This window comes from Paenibacillus sp. Soil724D2 (genome assembly GCF_001427935.1).
GTDB lineage: Bacteria > Bacillota > Bacilli > Paenibacillales > NBRC-103111 > Paenibacillus_E.
The window spans coordinates 1-20,452 of record NZ_LMRY01000022.1 but is presented as its reverse complement, the minus strand read 5'-3'; the positions used below and the strand labels follow the sequence as shown (position 1 = coordinate 20,452).

The following is a 20,452-nucleotide window of genomic DNA, read 5'->3' as shown; positions in this document are numbered from 1 at the left end:
TAGTTGGTTTGCAAATTGGGGGGGAATTCCAAGAAAACAGCCAGATCCTTGAATCGCATGCATAACATATAATCCGGGCAAGTGTGAAGGAGTTGAAAACAAAATGATACGATGTATCAAAACATCATTTCATGCATCCAAATCTAACCTCGACCGCTTGTTTCAGTGCAATCGAATTTCGGCTGAAATTTGGAACGAATGCCTCAAGATCGCAAAGTATTATTCGCTATATAACGATGGGAAATGGATTGGCAAATCACAGCTTCAATCAGAACTAAAAAATCGATTTCCCCTTCACTCACAGTCTGTTCAAGCAGTATGTCATAAGTACTTGTTCTCACGGGACAGTGCCAAACAAGCAAAAAATCAAGGACTTAATAACAAGTATCCATACAAAATCAAGAAGTTTTTCAATACCAAATGGGTAGATAAAGCATTCAAAGTAGTGGGTCATACGGTTGAGCTCAGTCTTGGCGTACGGAATGGAAAGAGACAACAACCCATCAGAATCACAGTGCCGAATTTGCCTCATGCAGAAATTAAGGAAATCGAACTCGTATTCGATCGAAAACTCATGATCAGCATGAGCTACGACGACGGAAACATCGCCAAAGAAAATACGGGCACCCAAACTGCAGGTGTAGACCTTGGCGAAATCCATACGATCACAGCGACGACGACATCAGGTAATTCGATCATGGTGACCGGACGAAAAGTAAGGAGCATCCATCGTATGCGCAACAAAAAACTGGCTGAGATTCAGCGGCTAATGAGCAAATGCCAAAAAGGCAGTCGGCAATGGAAAAAGTATTATAGAGCCAAAAGATATATCTTGAGCAAAAGCGAGCGACAACTTCGTGATACGATCCACAAAACAACAAGACTGTTCGTGCAGTGGTGTACGGAAAATGAAGTTAAAGAAGTTGTTATCGGTCAAGTCGAAGGTGTACAGCGAAACACGAAAAAGAAAAGAAAAAAAACCGTGAATCAAAAGGTATCCAATTGGAGTTTTGGCAAGATTCAGAGGCAACTAAGATACAAACTTGAAGAATATGGAACAAGTGTGAAAACGATTGACGAAAGCTATACGAGCCAACAATGTCCTTGTTGTGGTAGAAGGAAAAAGATTTCTACAAGAAATTACAAATGTTCGTGCGGATACAAAGAACATCGGGATGTCCATGGCAGCAAAGGGATATTATCCAAGTATCTATACGGAGATATCCGATATTTGGGAGAAACCCAAGAAGTGAAGTATCTACGGATAGCCTAGAGCTAGAAGTAGTAGATGGTGAGTTCCCACCCACTTGTAAAAGTGTTGCTTACGATAGCTTGCAGTTTGATTTCCGCTACTTGTGTAGCGAAAGACAATAGCAAACCTGCTGTCTTGAAGAAAGTTACGGCAAGTAGTAGTAAGAAACCCCCGCCTCTAAACGAAGCGTAGACAGGGGAGGTTCATATTTCAAATCTATCATACTCTTTTAAGAACTGACAACGCCACAACCAAATAAGTCAGTTATGGCGCCAACGCATATGGGGAAATCCAGTCAGTGCTTTATCCTTTTACAGCACCAATCATAATTCCTTTGATAAAGTATTTTTGGAAGAATGGGTACGCCACCAAGATCGGGAGGACCCCAATGACAGCAATGGCCATTTTTACAGCATCAGTAGGCATTTGTTGCATAGCATCACCGGCATTGTTCGTCATATTAGTGCTTATGAATTGAATATCCTGCATGATTCGATTAAGCAAATTTTGTATACTGAAAAGTTTGGGGTTGGTAATATAGATCATGCCAAGCTGCCAATCATTCCAGTACATAATACATTCAAAGAGACCAATCGTCGCCAATATGGGAGTTGACAGCGGAAGCACGATTGACCAGAAGGTCCTGTATTCTCCGGCTCCGTCTATTTGTGCGGATTCGATTAATGCGCCTGGAATTGTCGTTTGAAAGAAGGTTCTCATCAACATCACGTAAAATCCGTTCATCAGGAGCCCTGGCACAATCAATGCCCAGATCGTATTTTTTATATGGAAGATTTGTGTATAGACCAAGTACGAGGGAACCAATCCACCATTGAATAACAGGGTGAAGAAGACGATAAACATAATTAAATTGCGATGCGGGGTCACACTTCTAGATAACGGGTAAGCCAGAAGGGCTGTCATGGCTACCCCTAACACCGTTCCGACTACCGTAACGAAGACTGTTACTCCGTAAGCACGGGCGATATCCCCCCCCCTTTCGTATAAATATTCATATGCAGCCGTACTAAACGTATGGGGGATGAACGAATAACCATGCGCAATAATATCATTCTGATCCGTTAACGAAGCAGAAACGAGCAGGATGAAAGGGAGAATACAAAAGACTGTGAATAAAAACATCGTGATATGGCTGAACCATGCCAAGCCTCTGCTCTCTTTTTTCATGGGTGTCTACCTCCTTAGAACAATGCGCTATCTTTGCTGTACAGTCGCACCATATAGTTTGCGAGCATAACAAGTAAAAATCCAACGATAGATTGATACACACCTGCTGCTGTGGACAAGCCAATATCACCATTGCCCGTTAGTCCTTTAAATACATACGTATCGATCGTGGCCGTTGTGTTAAATAATGCTCCTGAATTCATGGGAACCTGATAAAATAATCCGAAATCAGAGTAGAAAATTCTTCCGATGCTGAGCAGCGTCAACATGATGATGACTGGTGTTAGAATCGGCAAGGTAATATGGCGGATCTGCTGTAATCGGCTTGCGCCATCGAGTCTCGCAGCTTCATAATACTCTTCGTCAATCCCAAGCAATGCAGCAAAGAAAACAATGCTCGAATAGCCAACACTTTTCCAAAAGTGAACCAACGTTAGAATCCAAGGCCAGTATTTTTCCTCAGTGTACCAAGAAATGCCATCTTTTATTCCGAACCATGGGAGTACTGTGTGATTCATGAATCCCGTATCCGCACTTAGGAGGGCATATACCAAATAGCTGACGATGACCATGGAAATCAGATGCGGCAAAGTAATCACGCTTTGATAGAACTTAAGCAAGATTTTGTTTTTGATCTCGTTCAACAAGATTGCACAGGCTAAGGACAATAAGGTTCCAACAATAATAAACAATAGGTTGTAAAGAATGGTATTTCGGGTAATGATAAAAGCGTCCGATGTCTTAAAGAGATACTCAAAGTTTTTAAATCCAATCCAGTCACTCTCAAGAATGCCTTTAGCAAAATTTATTTTTTTAAAGGCAATGACGATCCCTAACATCGGGAGATAGTTATTAAACAATAGGTAAAGAAGTCCAGGCGCCATCATTGTCAGAAGCGGCAAGTATTTACGGTACCTATTTTCTCTTATCTTGTACTGGATACCCGCCCGCGGTACAGTCGCTGATACGGCTTTTTCCATTTAAAGTTCCTTCCTTTCCGTTTTATGCTCAAATGTCTTACCTTGATCATAATAGATACACTATCGTCCAACTAACAATCTAACGACTTCCTATTGACGTTTTAACGACATTTCTCTTCTCTGAAATAAAAAAAGACTGAGCGGGGAAAACGCCCGTTCAGCCTTTCATTTGCCTCAATAGGACGTCCAGCCACCATCAGCCGTGATGACAGTCCCATTCACAAATTTAGAATCCTCGGATGCAAGGAAAAGAGCAACGGTAGCAATTTCACTCGGGTCCACCGGTTCGCGCCGTTGAGTGCCCGCTCCATCTTGGAATACCTGTAAAGCTGCCATATCGATATTGCCCATCGAATTCATGATGCTGGTTAGAACACCGCCTGGTGCGATGGCATTACAGCGAATGCCGGATTTCGCGTACATGTAACCAACGTTTTTGGTAAGCCCCACTAGACCATGCTTGGAGGAAGTATAGGCAACTCCCCCCTTACCCCCTGTTATTCCTGCGGCGGAAGCAATATTTACAATCACGCCCTGCCCCTGTTTCAACATGAACGGGAGCGCTTTGCGAATGGCACGCATTGGACCTGTTAGATTAATGCCTATAACCCGGTCCCACAAATCGTCCTCGATCGTTTCAATTAATCTGAAGCCGTCCATAATTCCTGCATTGTTCACGAGAATGTCGACGCTTCCGAATGCTTCGGCAGCCCTTTCGACCATCGCCTGGATATCTTCTTCCTTCATGACGTTAGCGACAACGCCTATGGCAGTACCACCATTTTGGTTAATCGTGTCCACAACGGCCAAAATGGCGTCTTCACTCAGATCGGCTACCACGACCTTGGCACCCTCCTTCGCATACAGCTCCGCGATCGCTTTGCCTACACCTGAAGCTGCCCCGGTTACTATGGCGACTTTATTTTGCAGTTTCATACCCATTTCCCCTCTCTCCACTCATTAGATTGCGTTTTCTTTAGCAATGTTCCCCAGATGAAATCCGCTAGGCTTAATGGTTCGCTCCTGGGTGGTGCGGTCCACTTCAATTAATCCAAACCGTTTGGAGAAACCAAGCTGCCACTCAAAATTATCCATTAAGGACCAATGCATATAGCCCAAAACCTGGAGTCCATCCGAAATACAATCATGGACACCTTTCAAGGCCTGATCGATGAAGGCAATACGACGTGTATCATCATCCGTTGCTATGCCATTTTCAGTAATCATAATCGGCATTTTCAGATGTGTGCTAACATATCGGACAACTGCCCCAAGTGCCTCCGGGTAAAATTCGTTCCCCATTTGTGTCGTCTCTGCATCTTCTGACACGGGGAGAAGGCCATCTGGTCCATATACGGCACGCGTATAGTTTTGCAACCCGAAAAAGTCATCATCCTGCAAGTATGGAACAAATTGAACAAACTCCTCCTGCCATGCATGACTCGCATGTTCTTCTCCGCCAGGAGTACTCTGTATGTCATATAGCGATAAGGTAACTCCGACTTTGGTTTCCGGACTAATCTGCCGAATGGCTGCTCTCGCTTCCACATGCGCTTGAAAGATAACAGCCAGACCTTGCTCCGAGCGTGGTGCCAAAAACGAGTGAACCTCGGTAGGAGGTACTCCAAACGCTTTACTTAGTTCCACGTAGTATTTTTGCATTTGCGCCGCCATTTTCTCCATATTCATGCCGACCTGTGCACCAGGAGAGCCAGATTTGGCTTCGTATCTCTTCATAATTTTCTTGATCCCAATGGAGATATTCGCTTCATTAATCGTACATACAAACGGAATCAATTCGCCTAATTCACGCATGACATGCGAACAATATCGTGCAAATCGAGCTGGCGTATCCGCCGACTCCCACCCCCCTAGCCGAATGAGCCACTGCGGTGAGCTGAAATGATGGAGAGTCACAATCGGAGTTATCTTATTTTCTTTACACGCAAGTAGAACTTCCCGATAATGTTCAATTTCTGACGCTTCGAATTGCCCCTCCTCCGGCTCGATTCGAGCCCATTCAATGGAGAACCTATAGGAATTCAATCCCAATTTAGCCATCTCAGTAATATCACTCTTAAAACGGTTATAATGGTCTACTGCGCTGCCTGACGGTTCCTTGAACACCGAGCCCTCCAAGTTTTCCATCAGCCAGAAATCAGAATTCCTATTATTGCCTTCCACCTGATGCGCTGCAGTGGATGCCCCCCATAAAAAACCTTCTGGAAAATGTGCCATGCCTACTCCTCCTTAGCTTCGGTTAATTGCTGCAACCTCATTTTATAAGGATCATATCAAGGCAACTAACAATTTAACGACTCATCACTAACGTTTTGACGACTTTCTTAAAAATACAAAAAAGACCTGATTGCTAGGTCTCTACAAAGAAAAAAGATTGTCGTTAAATTACCATAATGAAGTCGTCAAAACGTTAGTGAAGAAACATGGATTGACTTAAGGTTAATAGTAACTGCAAGTCATTTCTACTCAATCAATAGGAGGATTTTATTCATGACAGACTTCACTAGTGTACAAAACAAAGTCGCAATTGTTACTGGCGCTTCTGATGGCCTTGGTAAGGCAATTGCAATGTGCTATGCAGAACATGAGATGAAGGTCGTTGTATCTGATATTAATGAGGAAAAGGGTTCTAGCGTAGTTGAAGAAATTAAATCTACAGGTGGAGAGGCGTCTTTCTTTAAAACGGATGTCAGCAAAGAGGAAGATGTTAAAGGATTGGTCGATTTTACCATTGAAACCTATGGCCGTTTAGATGGCATTGTAAATAATGCCGGTATTAGTGCCGACAATAGGCCGACTCATGAATATTCAATATCTGAATTTGATAAGTTAACGTCTATTGACTTAAAGGGTGTATTTCTGGGTATGAAGTTTGGAATCGAAGCGATTCTTAAGTCTAAAGCATCGGCAGGTTTCGTAATAAATATTGCATCTTTGGCTGGCTTGTTAGGCAATAGTTCCATGGCTATTTATACTTCGGCCAAGCATGGCGTTGTAGGTCTTACAAAGAGCGCGGCACTCGATTATGCACCTTATAACATCACTGTCAATGCGATTTGTCCAGGAACCATCAAGACCTCGATTTGGGGGAATGCACCTGAAGAGGTTATTCAACAATATGCAAAGTTACTATCTCCAAATGGAAGGCTAGGCGATCCAAAAGAAGTTGCAAATTTAGCTTTATTTTTAGCCTCTGATTTGGCTCGTTATATTAGTGGTTCAGCAATTACAATTGATGCTGGCTCTAGCGCTGGTAAGTTAACACCCTCCCAATGGACTCATCCGGAAATATTGGATTAAATCATACGTATTTGCAATTGCATCCATCGTTATATCGGTTGTACTACTATGTGGATTTGCTTACGCTTCAACGAAGGGCTTGCTGACAATTAAAGACAAGGCAGGACGCGAACTCATGATTATCGAAAAAACAGATAATCAAGTGGATCCCGTGACTGCAGCGAGAAACGAGCGAATTAATAAGGCGGTGCCAGATCAGCTTCAGCCAGGCGAAGGCTCACAAATTTTGAATGGTCCTGAAGCAATAGAAGCATTGAAAAAATACGATCCGATCATATTCAGGGGTCATGCGAGGATTATAGGGATGGAAAAGAGAGATGTGCAGCCTTACAGCTTCCAAAGTTCCTAAATCTTACAAAATAGTTTCGGATAACTGCAACATATTGGAATCGACCTCCGTCTGATGGATTGTCAACATGATTGACGCTACATTTCGAACATCGGAAGGAGCATTATACTATGAAGAAGAAACTAACTGTCATATTAACTTTGGCTGGGATACTCGGCACAACAGCCGCAGTCGGAGCTGAGGATTTGGTAGAAAAGGTTACAGGTTACTTACAAAAAGATGTAAAGATTCTTGTTAACGGACAAGACAGTGCGCTAACGCCTGTGTACATCGATGGAAAAGCATACCTCCCAGTACGCGATGCTGCGACTCAGCTTGGATATACGGTGAATTACGATGAAGCGAACAAAGAGATCGAGTTGGACGAGGCGGCTGACCTCATGCGTTCAACTGGTGTGATCGTAAGCGTACAAGCTAAGGAAGACGGTAGTAATACTCGCATCGAGCTGCTTGGCAGCACATGGGTCATTTTAAACGTGGACAAATCGACTACCATCAAGAGCCTAGACGGTAAAACACTAACTGCAGCCGATCTTAAAGTCGGTACTCAAATCGATGCCGCGTTCGGTCCAGCAATGGCGATGAGCTATCCAGGCCAAGCACAAGCTGTAAACATTAACGTTCACGCAGACCGCTCGGTCAAGGAAGATACAATCAAAGCAGTGAATCATACAAATGATGGCTGGCAGGTTCAATTAGGTGACAACTTGGTACTTAACGGCGGCAAAGAAACTCGCGTCATGACGTCCCAAGGCGAATCCGTGAATTGGGAGGACCTGAAAACTGGCGCGAAAGTAAAAGCTTACTATGGTCCATTTGAAACGAAAAGCCTACCTCCGCAAAGCCCTGTGTTCCTACTCGTTGTTCAGGCTCAATCGCCTGTAATCGGCACTCCGAAAATGTCGCCAGAGACAGCGCAGGAATACCGCAACTTGGCATGGGCGCAAGTGAAGGAGCAAGCGACTCATATTACAACGAAGCAAGACGAAGCAGCTGTTCAAATCGTTTCCTCTAACGAAGTAGGCGTATTGGCTTCCACAGACGAGCAGAAGAAATTGCTCGCAGATATTCAAGCTGCGCACGGCAATTTCGTAACGGTTGCTTACAACACAGACCAAGATGAACTTCTTGGACCGTTAACGGCTGTGTTCGATTTCAACACAAAAGCTTTTGTCGGCTTCAACGCTAGAAGATAAACGAATTCTAACTAGCCATGAAATTCAACCTCCATTGAATATCATGGCTTTTATTTTTCAGGGGCAGAATTCGGAAAATCAATTAGACGCTTAACCTTAATTATAATAGGTTCATATTTTTTAGATAAAGATTCTTTATTCACTCCCCGTGTATCTCATCTGGAGCCTCTTTTTACTTTTCCATGCTATCCTGTCCGTCTCTCACCAGCCCCACATCTCCGTCCAGACTTTATCAACCTTGCTGCGAACTTCTCCAGTAAACATCAAAAAGTCCCCACCGAGGAGCAATGAGAAATAGGAGTAGAATTATAAAAACATTAATATCGGCTCATTTTCAATTTTATAAACTCAATAATTTCATCCTGATCGGCAGCCTTTAATTTATCAAAATGCAACAGTAAGTTAGCCTCTTTATCATTGACCTTTTCAATCCCAAAAGAATCCACTCAACATTCACCTCGAATAACTCGACAATCAGCGTAGCCTCCGATATTCCAATTCGATTAGAGAAATCAACTTGATTAATCGTATTCATCTTTCTAATCATTTTAATACGGCTGCCTATTGTTTCGATATGTATCATTCCTTAAAAAAATAGTCCCGATGAATGATAAAATTCACCGGGACTGACTTAGAGGTTCACAACTCTTTTTACTGGTTCACGACTTTTTTATCACCAGACAAGAAGTGTACAAATAATCCAAACTTACTCCACCGTCACACTCTTCGCCAAATTACGAGGCTTATCAACATCATTACCACGCGCCAACGACGCGTAATACGAAAGCAGCTGCAGCGGTATTACCGACAAAGCAGGTGATAGAATATCCAGCGTCTTCGGAATAACGAAAGTGCTATCTACAGACTTCTGCAGCTCCAGCTCACCTTCTACAGCAATCCCAAGTACATTTGCGCCGCGTGCTTTAACTTCTTTAATATTGCTTACCGTCTTCTCAAGCAGTTCATGCTGCGTAGCCAATGCAATAACCGGAACACCATCCTCGATTAGCGCTAGTGTACCATGCTTCAATTCACCTGCTGCATAAGCTTCAGAATGAATGTAAGAAATCTCTTTCAGCTTCAAAGATCCTTCCATCGCTACAGCATAATCCAAGCCTCTTCCGATGAAGAAGAGATTGTCATGCTTAGCCATCTCCTCAGCGACGACTTTAATGGCTTCCGCTTGCGCCAAAATTTCTTCCACTTGAGCCGGCAGCTCTTTCAATGCCTTAACCGCTTCTTTGATCTCATCCGCTGTTTGTGTCCCTAGTGTTTGAGCAAGGTGAAGGCCGAGCAGATAGAAGGCAATTAGCTGTGATGTATATCCTTTTGTAGACGCAACTGCAATTTCAAGACCCGCCCAAGTTGTGATTACATCATCTGCTTCACGTGCTACTGAGCTTCCTACCACATTTGTGATGGCCATAACATGCGCACCACAACGTTTAGCTTCACGAAGCGCAGCAAGCGTATCCGCCGTCTCACCAGACTGGCTAACTACGATGACAAGCGTATCTTTCGTGATAATCGGTGAACGATAACGATATTCAGAGGCAACATCCGTTTCCACTGGAATACGCGCCAATTTCTCAATAACATACTTTCCAACCATACCGGCATGATAGGCTGTACCACAAGCAACAATATGAACACGATTAATGTTGCGAATCGCTTCAGGTGTAATCGTAAGCTCGTTCAGCGTTACACTAAGACCATCAGGGGAAATACGGCTGCCCATGGTATCGCGGTACGCTTTGGGTTGATCATAGATCTCTTTCAACATAAAGTGATCATATCCGGCTTTTTCAGCAGTTACAATGTCCCAATCGACATGAAACATTTCCCTGGAAATAAAATTCCCCTCTAAAGTCATTAATTCGACACCATCACGCGTTAACAGCGCCATTTCGCCATCATTCAGGATAAACACATTACGTGTATATTCAAGAATAGCAGGGATATCCGAACCAATGAAGTTCTCGCCTTCGCCAATACCAATAATCAATGGACTAGCCTGACGCACAGCTACAAGGCGATCCGGTTCATATTCTGTCAGCACGCCTAGCGCGAATGCACCTGTCATATGCTTTACCGCTTTTTGGACTGCTTTGAGGATATCTCCTTCGTACAAATCAGCGATTAAGTGAGAAATAACTTCTGTATCTGTCTCTGATACAAATTTATGACCTTTGGCAGTCAACTCTTCTTTAAGGCTAATGTAGTTCTCGATAATGCCGTTGTGCACAACCGAGAATTTCATCGAATTATCCGTATGAGGATGCGAGTTCACATCCGAAGGCTTACCGTGTGTCGCCCAACGCGTATGTCCGATTCCAACGCTTCCGGTCAGTGGAGTCTCATCCAGCTTGGATTCAAGATTCGCGATGCGGCCTTTTGCCTTCTTAATTTGCAAACCATCAGCCGTGTACACAGCTACACCTGCAGAGTCATAACCTCTATATTCGAGCTTTTTGAGCCCTTCCAATAAAATTTCCTGAGAATTACGCTTTCCAATATAACCAACAATTCCGCACATAGTAGTACCTCCATAGTTTTATAAGCCTCTTCTTAAAGGGCTATTTTTCAAAGATCCTGTTTTAACAATCCATCAGCTTTGCAAGAAAAACGGCAAATCAAATAAACCATATATAAGGACAATCATTACGTTCATAAATAATAATTAAGTAGATGTTGGATACTTGTCAGCCTGGTCGCCCAAACGTTTTTGCTCTCCAACTTAACGGCACTCCTCATGCCGGAAGGTCCCCGCCGAATGTTTCGAACACCTTCACCTCGTCAACTCACCGCGTAGTAGTAGCAATCTCACTACATTTCCGTCCCGCTTGCGAGTTCTGGCGCTATTTGTTGCTTAATTAACCTCTATCCTGCCTTTCCTTCTTGAGTCAAATACATCATATTCATTTTAGCGCGAGCGCGCAACATATATTTTCGTGGAAAATCCCCCAATTAGCAATAAGCACGAAAGGGGGAGCCACTAGTCCCTGCCTTTTATACTAATTGCTCTTGAATAACCTTAGCAATATCATGAACATAAGCTTCAACTTGCTCTTTGTCAGGACCTTCAGCCATAACGCGAATCAACGATTCTGTTCCTGAAGGTCGCACCAGCACGCGGCCGTTATCTCCGAGTTCTTCCTCCACCTTACGAATGGCTTCCTCAATCACAGCGTTGTCCTTGAGCTTGCTTTTATCCGCAACGCGAATATTAACCAAAAGCTGCGGGAACTTACGCATAATTCCTTTTAACTCACTAAGCTTGCGCCCCGATTGGACAATGGTGTTCACCAACTGCAAAGCCGTCAGAATCCCATCTCCGGTCGGGATGTAGTCGAGGAAGATGACATGTCCCGACTGCTCTCCGCCTAAGTTATAACCGCCTTTACGCATCTCTTCCATCACGTAGCGATCGCCTACAGCGGTTTGCATAGCTTTAAGACCCGCTTTTTCAATCCCTTTGAAAAATCCAATGTTCGCCATCACCGTCGTCACAATCGTGCCGTGGTTCAGCTTCCCTGTGCGATTCAGCGCATCGCCCAGAATGCTAAGGATGAAGTCGCCGTCGACCTCCTCGCCTGTTTCATCGATCGCGATCAGACGATCCGCGTCGCCGTCAAAAGCAAGACCAATGGCTGCGCCATGTTTCACCACTTCAGCTCGAAGCTTCTCAGGATGCGTGGAGCCGCAATGATCGTTGATATTGCGACCGTTCGGCTCAACGCCGATGGTGATAACTTCCGCTCCGAGCTCGCGGAATACTGTAGGGGCCAGCTCGAAGGCAGAACCATTCGCGCAGTCCAGAACGACCTTGTATCCGGCGAAAGACTCGGATACCGTCTCCTTCAAGAACGCCAGATAGGCGAACTTCGCATCTGGCTCATCGGAAACCGTGCCAATCTCGCCGCCAACGGGGCGAGGCAATTCATCCACAGCCGCGTCTAGCAGCTGCTCAATTTCAAGCTCCGTCTCGTCTAGCAACTTGAAGCCGTCGCCCCCAAAAAACTTAATCCCATTATCCTCAACCGGATTATGCGAAGCCGAAATCATAACGCCCGCATCAGCTCCGAGTTTCTTCGTTAAATAAGCTACCGCCGGTGTGCTGACGACACCGATGCGAATAACCTCAACACCAATGGATAGCAAGCCTGCCACGAGAGAAGCTTCCAGCATTGGACCCGAGATCCGTGTATCTCTCCCAATAACGACCTTCGGATGCTTAGCCTGTCTCGTTAATACATAACCGCCGCAGCGGCCTACTTTATAAGCTAATTCTGGTGTCAGTTCGCCATTAGCGACTCCTCGCACACCATCTGTACCAAAATATTTCCCCATGTTTATATTCTCCTCTTTTTCTACAACCCATTATGGATTTGTTACTTTAGATGCTTTCTCGCTGATTTCTACAGTCGCCTTTACTTCTTGCGGCAAACCGAGCTTCACATAGGTCGGCAAATTTAAGGTCAGCTTCAGCTCATGCTTACCTGGCGGCAAATTACTAACATCCAGGATCGCCTGTACATCCTGCACTTTCATTTGATCAATAAGTGCAGGAGCGCCCTCTACCGTAATGTTTAGCTTAGCCGTCTCCGGCAGTGTAACTTTCGTATCATAGCTTTCGTTTTGACCAATAATCGTGATCGGTACATTTTCCAATGCCTTCGTAATAGAAGGAACAATTTCCACGCGGACCGTAACTTTGGCAGGATCCAGTTGAGTTACTTTATTCCTCAAGGGTATGTCCAGTGCAAACTCCTTTGTTTCCTTCAGATCCTGAACACTCAGCTGCGGCCCTTGATAAAACTCTAGGCGATCTACCACATCTTGAGTACCGTAGACGGTTACCTTGTCCGGATTTTGAGTAACCATCGCTATCGCGAAACCTTTCGGCGGTTCTCCACTAATTTTCATTTGCAGCGGTATGGTTTGGAACGGGCTTGTGATTGGCACTTCGACATCGACCACAGAAGGATTAATATTCAGTGCTACTTCTTTGCCATCTTTATCAAAAGCCTGCAGTCTCACTTGCTTCGTAACTGCTGCCTGGGCCTTATCAACGGAAACCTCGCCGCGAACATTCTCGATCTGCTCTAGCTTGCTGGTCTGCGCTGTAATATACACCTTGGCTGGCTTCACAATCGGCTGTCCGGCTTTGAGACCGGCTGCTGGAGTTCCTTTGACATTAATGACAACTGGCACTTCTTTCATTTGCAGCTCTTCGATAATCACATGTACCGTTCTAGGAACAATTTGAACTTCCACATCGGAAGGAAAACCAACCGGTTTAAGCGTAACTTGATGATCTCCCTTGCCCACTTGTGTCAAGTCGAGCTCAATTTGATAGGAATTACTGGTCGTCACTTTCTTAACCGATGATTCCTTCCCTTTCACAATAACCTGTACGTTAGCAGGAGCCATGGACGAAATGTGATAATGAGTTTCATCATATTTTGTCGTAATGGCTACATTATTTATGGTTTCCTCCCGCTCGCGGAGAGGCGAATTCCCGGATAGATTGGTTTCCTCCATATGAACAACAACCCATAGCAAAATACCTATAACAAGCGCAACAATTCGCACCACATTCGTATTGCGTAACCATTTATCCATTCGAACGACCCCTCCATTTCAAGAAAGGGTTCTTCTCTTTTGTTTTTGCCTTCGGCTTCAGTTCTTCGAACAATTTTGCAATCAAAGATTCTTCTTTGATGTCTCGTACGATATGACCATTCATTGTGAGCGAGATTTGTCCGGTCTCTTCCGAAACGATAATACACATTCCATCTGAAACCTCACTCATCCCAATGGCCGCACGATGCCGTGTACCAAGTTCTTTACTAATAAAAGGATTCTCAGACAAGGGCAAATAACAACCAGCAGCCATTAATTGGCCTTGACGAATAATCACAGCGCCATCATGAAGCGGCGTATTCGGTATGAAAATATTAATCAACAGCTCCGCGCTGATCTTACTCTCTATCGCAATACCGGACTCGACATAATCAGTTAGACCGGTTTCTTTCTCGAACACAATCAGGGCCCCTATCTTTCTTTTGGCCAAATAATTCGCAGCACGTATCACTTCACTGATCCGCTTATTTACATCTTGATCCTCTTCTGTAGAAGATCGGCTGAATAGCTTCCCCCGGCCCAACTGCTCCAATGCCCGCCTTAGCTCCGGTTGAAAAATAATAATAACCCCGAGAACCCCGAACGTAAATGTCTGGTTCATCATCCATTGCAGCGTACTGAGCTGAAACCAAATACTAAATACCCATGTAATGACGACAACAAGGATACCCTTCATAAGTTGAATGGCCCTTGTTCCACGCACCAACAGGATCAGTTTATAAATCACATAGCTAACGATCAGAATATCAACGATATCCTTAGCCGAGATGCTCGTGAGTAAGTCCATTTATTATTCTCCCCCAGCGACTGAACACAGTGATCTCTCTATAATAGAATCATAACATAAACCCAGTTATACTTCTATTTTTCTCTCTTCACAAGACGTTATTAAAACGAGTTTGGTTCATTTTATTATTATGTAATGAAAAAAACGCCCTCCTCTGGCAAAAAGCCATTTGGAAGACGTTTCAAGCTAATGCGAGAGCATTCCGACGAACTCGCCTAATTTATACCAGACCCAGCCCAATGCTTCATCGACTTGCGTGACGTGCCCAGAGATATGAGCGGTTGACGCTAAATTGAGAGAACCATCAATAACGATTAAGTTTCCTGTTACATCGCCTTCAACCTTCAGTTTACCCCGCTGAACAACAAGATCACCATTCACAGTATGCCCTTGCGGTACGGTAACTGTATCTCCCTCAATAACAACGTCTTGAAGGTTACTTCCCTTCACCATCAAACTCGTATCATCATTCCACATGGACATGAAGCTTCCGAACATGACAGTAGCGAAAACAACAGCTACCGATACAGCAGGATGCTTGCGAATGAAGTCCATCCAGCCATTGCGTTTCTTCACTGGAGGCAGTCCGCTCATGATTTGTGCAGTTAACGTATCAGATACTCTAACGGGAGGCAGCATTCTAACCATCGCGTCCGTTTTCTCCAATTGTTTGAAAAGAGCATGACATGCTTGGCAAGATATCAAATGCTCCTTCAATCGCTGAGAATCGGATCCCTGCAAATCACCGTCGAGATATTCATGTATGAGCGGGAGGGCTTCTTTACAATTCATGATTCAGCCACCCCTTTCTTAGACTTTTGCATGTTGTGGTATACCATACGTTTGAATTTCAAATATGTTTCACATATGAACAGGATTTGTGCTACCAACTTGATCCTCCTGCTCTAACCTTTTACGCAAGTATTCCCGCCCTCGATGTACACGCGTTTTGATCGTTGTAACTGGCATTTCAAGAACGTCGCTTATCTCCTGTAAAGACATATCGTGCAGATATCTCAGAATCACAACGGATTTATACTTTTCAGGTAAGGTTTCAATGGCCTTGCGTATTTGTTCCTGGGTTTCGGACACAATCACTTGCTTCTCAGGTGTGTCCTCATGAATCGGGAGCATGGCATAATAATCATTGCCCTCTCCGTCCGGCATCTCCGCATCAAGCGAGTAAGTATTCTTTCTTCGCCGCAGCTTATCAATACACAGATTCGTCCCTATTCGGAAAATCCAAGTCGAAAACTTCTGATTCTCATCGTATCGGTGCAGATTGGTATACACCCGCAAGAACGTCTCCTGCACAGCATCCTCGGCTTCTTGTTTATTATTCAGCATACGGTAAGCCAAATGAAAGATCTTGTCCTTATAGAGCTCCACAAGCTCTGCAAAAGCATTCCGATCCCCATTCCTGGCCAGCTTAGCCAGACGTGCTTCTACAAAGTTCAATTCGATTTCCTCCGGCTTCTCGACAATTCAAATCCTAATATAATATAGGGATCTTTAATCGTAGATTAAAGTCTCTCCGCTGTGGGATCTTTAAACGTAGATTAAAGTCTCTCTGCTATACATACGCAGAAATTATGATTTGTTTTCAGAAATAATTATGCCTCCTATGATCAGTCCCATCCCTAACCATTGTAACCCATTTACCGGCTCTCCTATAAGTAGATAAGCAGCAATAACGGCTACTGGCAGCTCCACCGATCCAAGCATAGCAGCAAGCGTACTACCGATTCGCGGAATTCCGATATTAAACGACACCGTAGGCACGACCTGCCCCAAGAAACCCAACAAAAGTCCCCATAGCAGCAGCGTACTTCCATTCTCATGTATAAAGACCGTCGGAGGATATAGAATATACATCACAGGCATCGCCGCGGTAAGCATAATAGCCGAATTCATAAGAGGGGGCAGCGTACTAACCACTTGTCCTGTGAAAAAGAGGAAAATGCTGTACGTCAAAGCCGACAACAATCCATACAAAATCCCCAGTAAACTAAATTGTTCCCAGTTCGTCTCAAACACATTTACGGCAAGTAATGTACCCACCAATATTAAGACAATCGCTATGCTTTCTGCCTTTTTTGGAAGCCTTCGTTTCACGATACAATCCATCGCAATGGTCATCCATGTAAACTGAAACAGAAGAATAATCGATAAAGAAGCATTCAACTCTTTTAAAGCAATATTGAAAAAGACCGTCGTTAAAGCCAAACCAAAAATACCTATCAAACCAAGCTTAATCCAAGGGCCTTTAAAGGGATTGACCCATGATTTTTTGTGAAAAAGAATCAACATCCATACAAACAAGGTTCCCATCGTCATTTGTGCCGGTGTAATTTGTCCTTCTGTAAATCCTTGATCATAGGCCATCTTAATAAAAGAGGAAAGCAAGCCGTAGCTTGACGCCCCGATAATGACAAGAACCATTGCAAACCATCGCCCCATGTTGAAGCACAACTCCCGTCTATGGGCATTTCGTATAAGGACAGGAAAAGTCGAGCTGCCTACGTTACACGTGGCCCCCGACTTTATAATCCTGTATCTTATTTCTACGCTCTAAGTTTTTATCAGCCCGTATTTCTCAGCCCAGCGGCTATTCCGTTAATCGTAAGCAGCACTTCACGAAGCAGGATAGCATCATCCTCGTTGTTCTCACGCAGTGCACGAAGCTCAGTTAATAGCTCTACCTGCATATAGCTAAGCGGATCTACATAGGGATTACGCAGACGGATGGACTCCTGAATAACAGGAACATTATCCAAAATCTCTTGCTGACCTGTAATTTGTAAAATGATGGACGAAGTCAGTTCATATTCTTCCCTAATGAGATTGAAGATACGCTCTGCAATTGCAGACTCTTTGACCAGGTTGCCGTATTCCTTAGCAATTTGAAGGTCAGCCTTAGCAAGAGCCATTTGCAAATTATCAATCATCGTCTGGAAGAATGACCAATTCTCATACATTTCTTTTAAAGTTTCTAAGTTCGCCGCATTCCCTTGATAAAAGCTTTGGAGACCCGAACCCGCCGCATACCAAGCCGGAAGCAAATATCTCGTTTGGGTCCAAGAGAATACCCAAGGAATCGCGCGCAAATCTTCGAATTTATCACTATTTTTACGCTTCGATGGACGTGAACCGATATTCAGCTCGCCAATCTCAGGAAGCGGTGTGGATTCTTTGAAGAACGTTAAGAAGTCTTCGTCTCGGAAAATGAGATCCTGATACTTCTTCTGTGCTTGTTCCGAAATACCACGCATAATGTTCTCCCACTTGTCTTCCAGTGGATTTCTTTGCGGAGAACGGGATAATTTAGATGCCGTAATTAGAGCAAAAGTCGCTTGCTCCAAGCTGCGGTAAGCAATGCCTTGCAAAGAATAACGGGAAGATAATACTTCGCCTTGCTCCGTAATCTTAATGCCGCCACCGAGCGTTTCAACCGGCTGAGCCAGAATGCTGCGGTTAAGCGGCATACCACCACGACCAAGTGCTCCGCCACGGCCATGGAAAAACTTCAGCTTCACGCCATATTGCTTAGCGGCTTCCGTAATATCCTGAAGCGCCATGCGCAGCTCCCAGTTTGCTGTAATCACACCGCCGTCTTTATTGCTGTCTGAATAGCCCAGCATAATCTCATGGAGCTGTGTCACAGGGTCAAGGCTAGCTTTGTAAGCAGGGATCGCTAACAACGTGCTCATAATGCCAGGAGCCGCATGCAGGTCATCAATCGTCTCAAAAAGAGGTACAGACTGAAGCGTACTCGTCACGCTGCCATCGCTCTCTTTGCGATATAATCCAGCTTCTTTCGCAAAGACAACAACCTCCAAGAGGTCACTCGCTCCTTGCGTCATGCTGATGAGATAGCTGTTAATACAATTGCGACCGAATTCTTTCTGTGCTTTGCCTACAGTCCGATATACATCTATGCACTCCTGAGTACTTTCGGAGTAATCCAAATACGTAGATGTAATCGGTCTTGGATCATTCAGTACATCCGTTAAGAGGCTGATTTTCTCCTCTTCCGACAGCTTGCTGTAATCACTGGTGATACCCATTTTCGCCAAAACCTCAGTCATCGCATTCTCATGCTCTTTACTATGCTGTCTGATATCCAGAGCAGCCAAGTGGAAGCCGAATAGCTCAACCTGACGAATAAGCTTTTTAATATATTTGTCAGCTACATAGTCAGCAAAATGCATCCTCAAGCTAGCCTCGATGATCTTCAAATCACTAATAAACTCTTCCGGACTGTTGTACTTCTGGTTTGTAGGAACATTGGGATTGCCAGTGTTATGGACCTTCTCAATCATATAAGTCGTTTTGATGCGATATGGTTCTTTCTCATTACGCCAAACGTCCTGTATATTCCCCATAGCTTCACGGTCGCATTGAATAGATTCAGTTAGATCGTCGCTAACATTCACAATGCTTTTACTGAAGCTCATATGCTCAAGGGTTTTTTTGAGAACTTCTTCATACTTCTGCAAAGCCAGTTGACGATGCAAACCTAATGTTTCCCAAGTCACATTTGCTCTAACAGATGGGTTACCGTCACGGTCTCCACCAATCCATGAACCGAATTTCAAGAAGGAAGGCACATGCCATGAGTCTTGTGGGTAATATTTATTTAAACAGCGCTCAAGCTCATGATAGATCTCTGGAAGTACATCAAACAAAGTTTCGTCAAAAAAATACATACCATTACGAACTTCATCAATAACCGTTGGTTTCCGATCACGAAGCTCGTCCGTTTGCCAAAGATTAAGAACCTCTCCAAGCAGCTTCTCACGTAATTGCTCACGCTCACGATAAGTCAGCATAGGATTATCGAGTTTCATCATATCTTCCGAAATACGCAGATTAATATCAAGCACAGCTCTACGCATGGCTTCGGTTGGATGTGCCGTCATGACTAGTTCCAATGAGATAGCTTTAAGAATTTCTTGAACCTCTGCATATGGAATATGATTATTCTTTAACTCTTGCACAATACTCTCTATGGAACCTGGCTGCACGGATTCACCAGAGGAACGCTCGTAATCTCTTTTACGACGGATCCGATGGTTCTGCTCAGCAATATTAACAAGTTGGAAGTAAATAGCGAATGCGCGAATCACTTGATGACGAATCTCCGGATCCAAGGAGGAGATCGTTTTCTTGAATTCATCATATATCTCGATTACATAGTGTGCTCTTAAAGACTTACTCATCTCTCGAATTCTCTCAACAACATCAAGCAGATCATTACCGCCTTGATGAACCAGAACTTCACCTAGTATGTGGCCCAAGAAGCGTACGTCCCTGCGCAGCAGGTTATTCGTTGCTTGCTTCTGTAGGACAATATCATTCTCTAACATAACTCTCCACCTCATCTATTCACTATGTTGCATTAATGCTTCTCTCTACAAAAGCTAGATGCTATAAAAACTCATTTCAGAATATTTTACCACAATCCGCCCTCTGCACATAGTATTAAAATAAAAAAAAGCCCCGCCTGAGCGTGGTAATTTATGTATTGCGCCTTTTGCAGCCTATATAATTTAACGGACGATTGAAACTAAGTGGGTTCTCTTCTTTTCCCATCAAACATAAAAAGACCACCCGTAGGTGATCTTTTTATGTAAAGCGGGCGGCGGGAATACTCCAAATACTTTATTTGAAATGCTTCCTACGGAAGCGGCTAGTGGTATATTTGGACGCGCGTCCTACTTGGGTATATTC

General features: G+C 44.0%; 17 protein-coding genes. 4 read left to right on the top strand and 13 right to left on the bottom strand.

The annotated features are described in order from the left end of the window. Positions 1–103 precede the first annotated feature (103 nt). A complete protein-coding gene (locus tag ASG85_RS18800; RefSeq protein ID WP_060647448.1) occupies positions 104–1,273 on the top strand; it encodes an RNA-guided endonuclease InsQ/TnpB family protein in 1,170 nt (389 codons plus the stop codon). Positions 1,274–1,555: 282 nt separating this feature from the next. On the opposite strand, the gene ASG85_RS18795 is transcribed toward ASG85_RS18800, so the two are convergent. The 4 genes from ASG85_RS18795 to ASG85_RS18780 form a co-directional block, all read right to left on the bottom strand. Beyond that, entirely contained in the window at positions 1,556–2,440 is an 885-nt protein-coding gene (locus tag ASG85_RS18795; RefSeq protein ID WP_057303920.1) for a carbohydrate ABC transporter permease, read from the bottom strand. Positions 2,441–2,454: 14 nt separating this feature from the next. Then, entirely contained in the window at positions 2,455–3,420 is a 966-nt protein-coding gene (locus tag ASG85_RS18790; RefSeq protein ID WP_060647447.1) for an ABC transporter permease, read from the bottom strand. A gap of 174 nt (positions 3,421–3,594) precedes the next feature. Next, positions 3,595–4,356, bottom strand: coding sequence for a glucose 1-dehydrogenase (locus tag ASG85_RS18785; protein WP_060647508.1), 762 nt, complete (start codon positions 4,354–4,356; stop codon positions 3,595–3,597). Positions 4,357–4,380: 24 nt separating this feature from the next. After that, entirely contained in the window at positions 4,381–5,658 is a 1,278-nt protein-coding gene (locus tag ASG85_RS18780; protein WP_060647446.1) for a glycoside hydrolase family 1 protein, read from the bottom strand. Between the two features lie 273 nt (positions 5,659–5,931). Here ASG85_RS18780 and ASG85_RS18775 point away from each other — a divergent pair, with 273 nt between their 5' ends. The 3 genes from ASG85_RS18775 to ASG85_RS18765 all read left to right on the top strand — a co-directional run bounded on the left by ASG85_RS18775 (position 5,932) and on the right by ASG85_RS18765 (position 8,286). Then, on the top strand, positions 5,932–6,741 hold the full coding sequence (locus tag ASG85_RS18775; RefSeq protein ID WP_060647445.1) for an SDR family NAD(P)-dependent oxidoreductase: 810 nt from the start codon (positions 5,932–5,934) through the stop codon (positions 6,739–6,741). A gap of 115 nt (positions 6,742–6,856) precedes the next feature. Then, complete coding sequence (locus tag ASG85_RS18770; protein ID WP_060647444.1) at positions 6,857–7,090, top strand: hypothetical protein; 234 nt, start codon at positions 6,857–6,859, stop codon at positions 7,088–7,090. Between the two features lie 110 nt (positions 7,091–7,200). Beyond that, positions 7,201–8,286: a stalk domain-containing protein gene (locus tag ASG85_RS18765; RefSeq protein WP_057303915.1), complete on the top strand. Its 1,086-nt coding sequence runs from the start codon at positions 7,201–7,203 to the stop codon at positions 8,284–8,286. Between the two features lie 317 nt (positions 8,287–8,603). Here the strand turns inward: ASG85_RS18765 and ASG85_RS39605 are convergent, their stop codons facing one another. The 9 genes from ASG85_RS39605 to ppc all read right to left on the bottom strand — a co-directional run bounded on the left by ASG85_RS39605 (position 8,604) and on the right by ppc (position 20,088). Beyond that, on the bottom strand, positions 8,604–8,732 hold the full coding sequence (locus ASG85_RS39605; protein ID WP_268796125.1) for a hypothetical protein: 129 nt from the start codon (positions 8,730–8,732) through the stop codon (positions 8,604–8,606). A gap of 260 nt (positions 8,733–8,992) precedes the next feature. Next, positions 8,993–10,822, bottom strand: a complete 1,830-nt coding sequence (glmS, locus tag ASG85_RS18760; RefSeq protein ID WP_060647443.1) for a glutamine--fructose-6-phosphate transaminase (isomerizing) — start codon at positions 10,820–10,822, stop codon at positions 8,993–8,995. A gap of 473 nt (positions 10,823–11,295) precedes the next feature. After that, positions 11,296–12,636, bottom strand: coding sequence for a phosphoglucosamine mutase (gene glmM, locus ASG85_RS18755; protein ID WP_060647442.1), 1,341 nt, complete (start codon positions 12,634–12,636; stop codon positions 11,296–11,298). Positions 12,637–12,666: 30 nt separating this feature from the next. Beyond that, on the bottom strand, positions 12,667–13,911 hold the full coding sequence (locus ASG85_RS18750) for a YbbR-like domain-containing protein (protein ID WP_060647441.1): 1,245 nt from the start codon (positions 13,909–13,911) through the stop codon (positions 12,667–12,669). After that, a complete protein-coding gene (gene cdaA / locus ASG85_RS18745) occupies positions 13,904–14,719 on the bottom strand; it encodes a diadenylate cyclase CdaA (protein WP_057303911.1) in 816 nt (271 codons plus the stop codon). Before cdaA ends, ASG85_RS18750 begins: the two co-directional genes overlap by 8 nt. 186 nt (positions 14,720–14,905) lie before the next feature. Beyond that, on the bottom strand, positions 14,906–15,511 hold the full coding sequence (locus tag ASG85_RS18740; protein WP_057303910.1) for a zf-HC2 domain-containing protein: 606 nt from the start codon (positions 15,509–15,511) through the stop codon (positions 14,906–14,908). A gap of 69 nt (positions 15,512–15,580) precedes the next feature. Then, complete coding sequence (gene sigW / locus ASG85_RS18735; protein WP_060647440.1) at positions 15,581–16,177, bottom strand: RNA polymerase sigma factor SigW; 597 nt, start codon at positions 16,175–16,177, stop codon at positions 15,581–15,583. Between the two features lie 132 nt (positions 16,178–16,309). Then, complete coding sequence (locus ASG85_RS18730) at positions 16,310–17,179, bottom strand: DMT family transporter (RefSeq protein WP_057303908.1); 870 nt, start codon at positions 17,177–17,179, stop codon at positions 16,310–16,312. 122 nt (positions 17,180–17,301) lie between these two features. Then, on the bottom strand, positions 17,302–20,088 hold the full coding sequence (gene ppc, locus ASG85_RS18725) for a phosphoenolpyruvate carboxylase (protein ID WP_057303907.1): 2,787 nt from the start codon (positions 20,086–20,088) through the stop codon (positions 17,302–17,304). Positions 20,089–20,452: the final 364 nt, after the last annotated feature.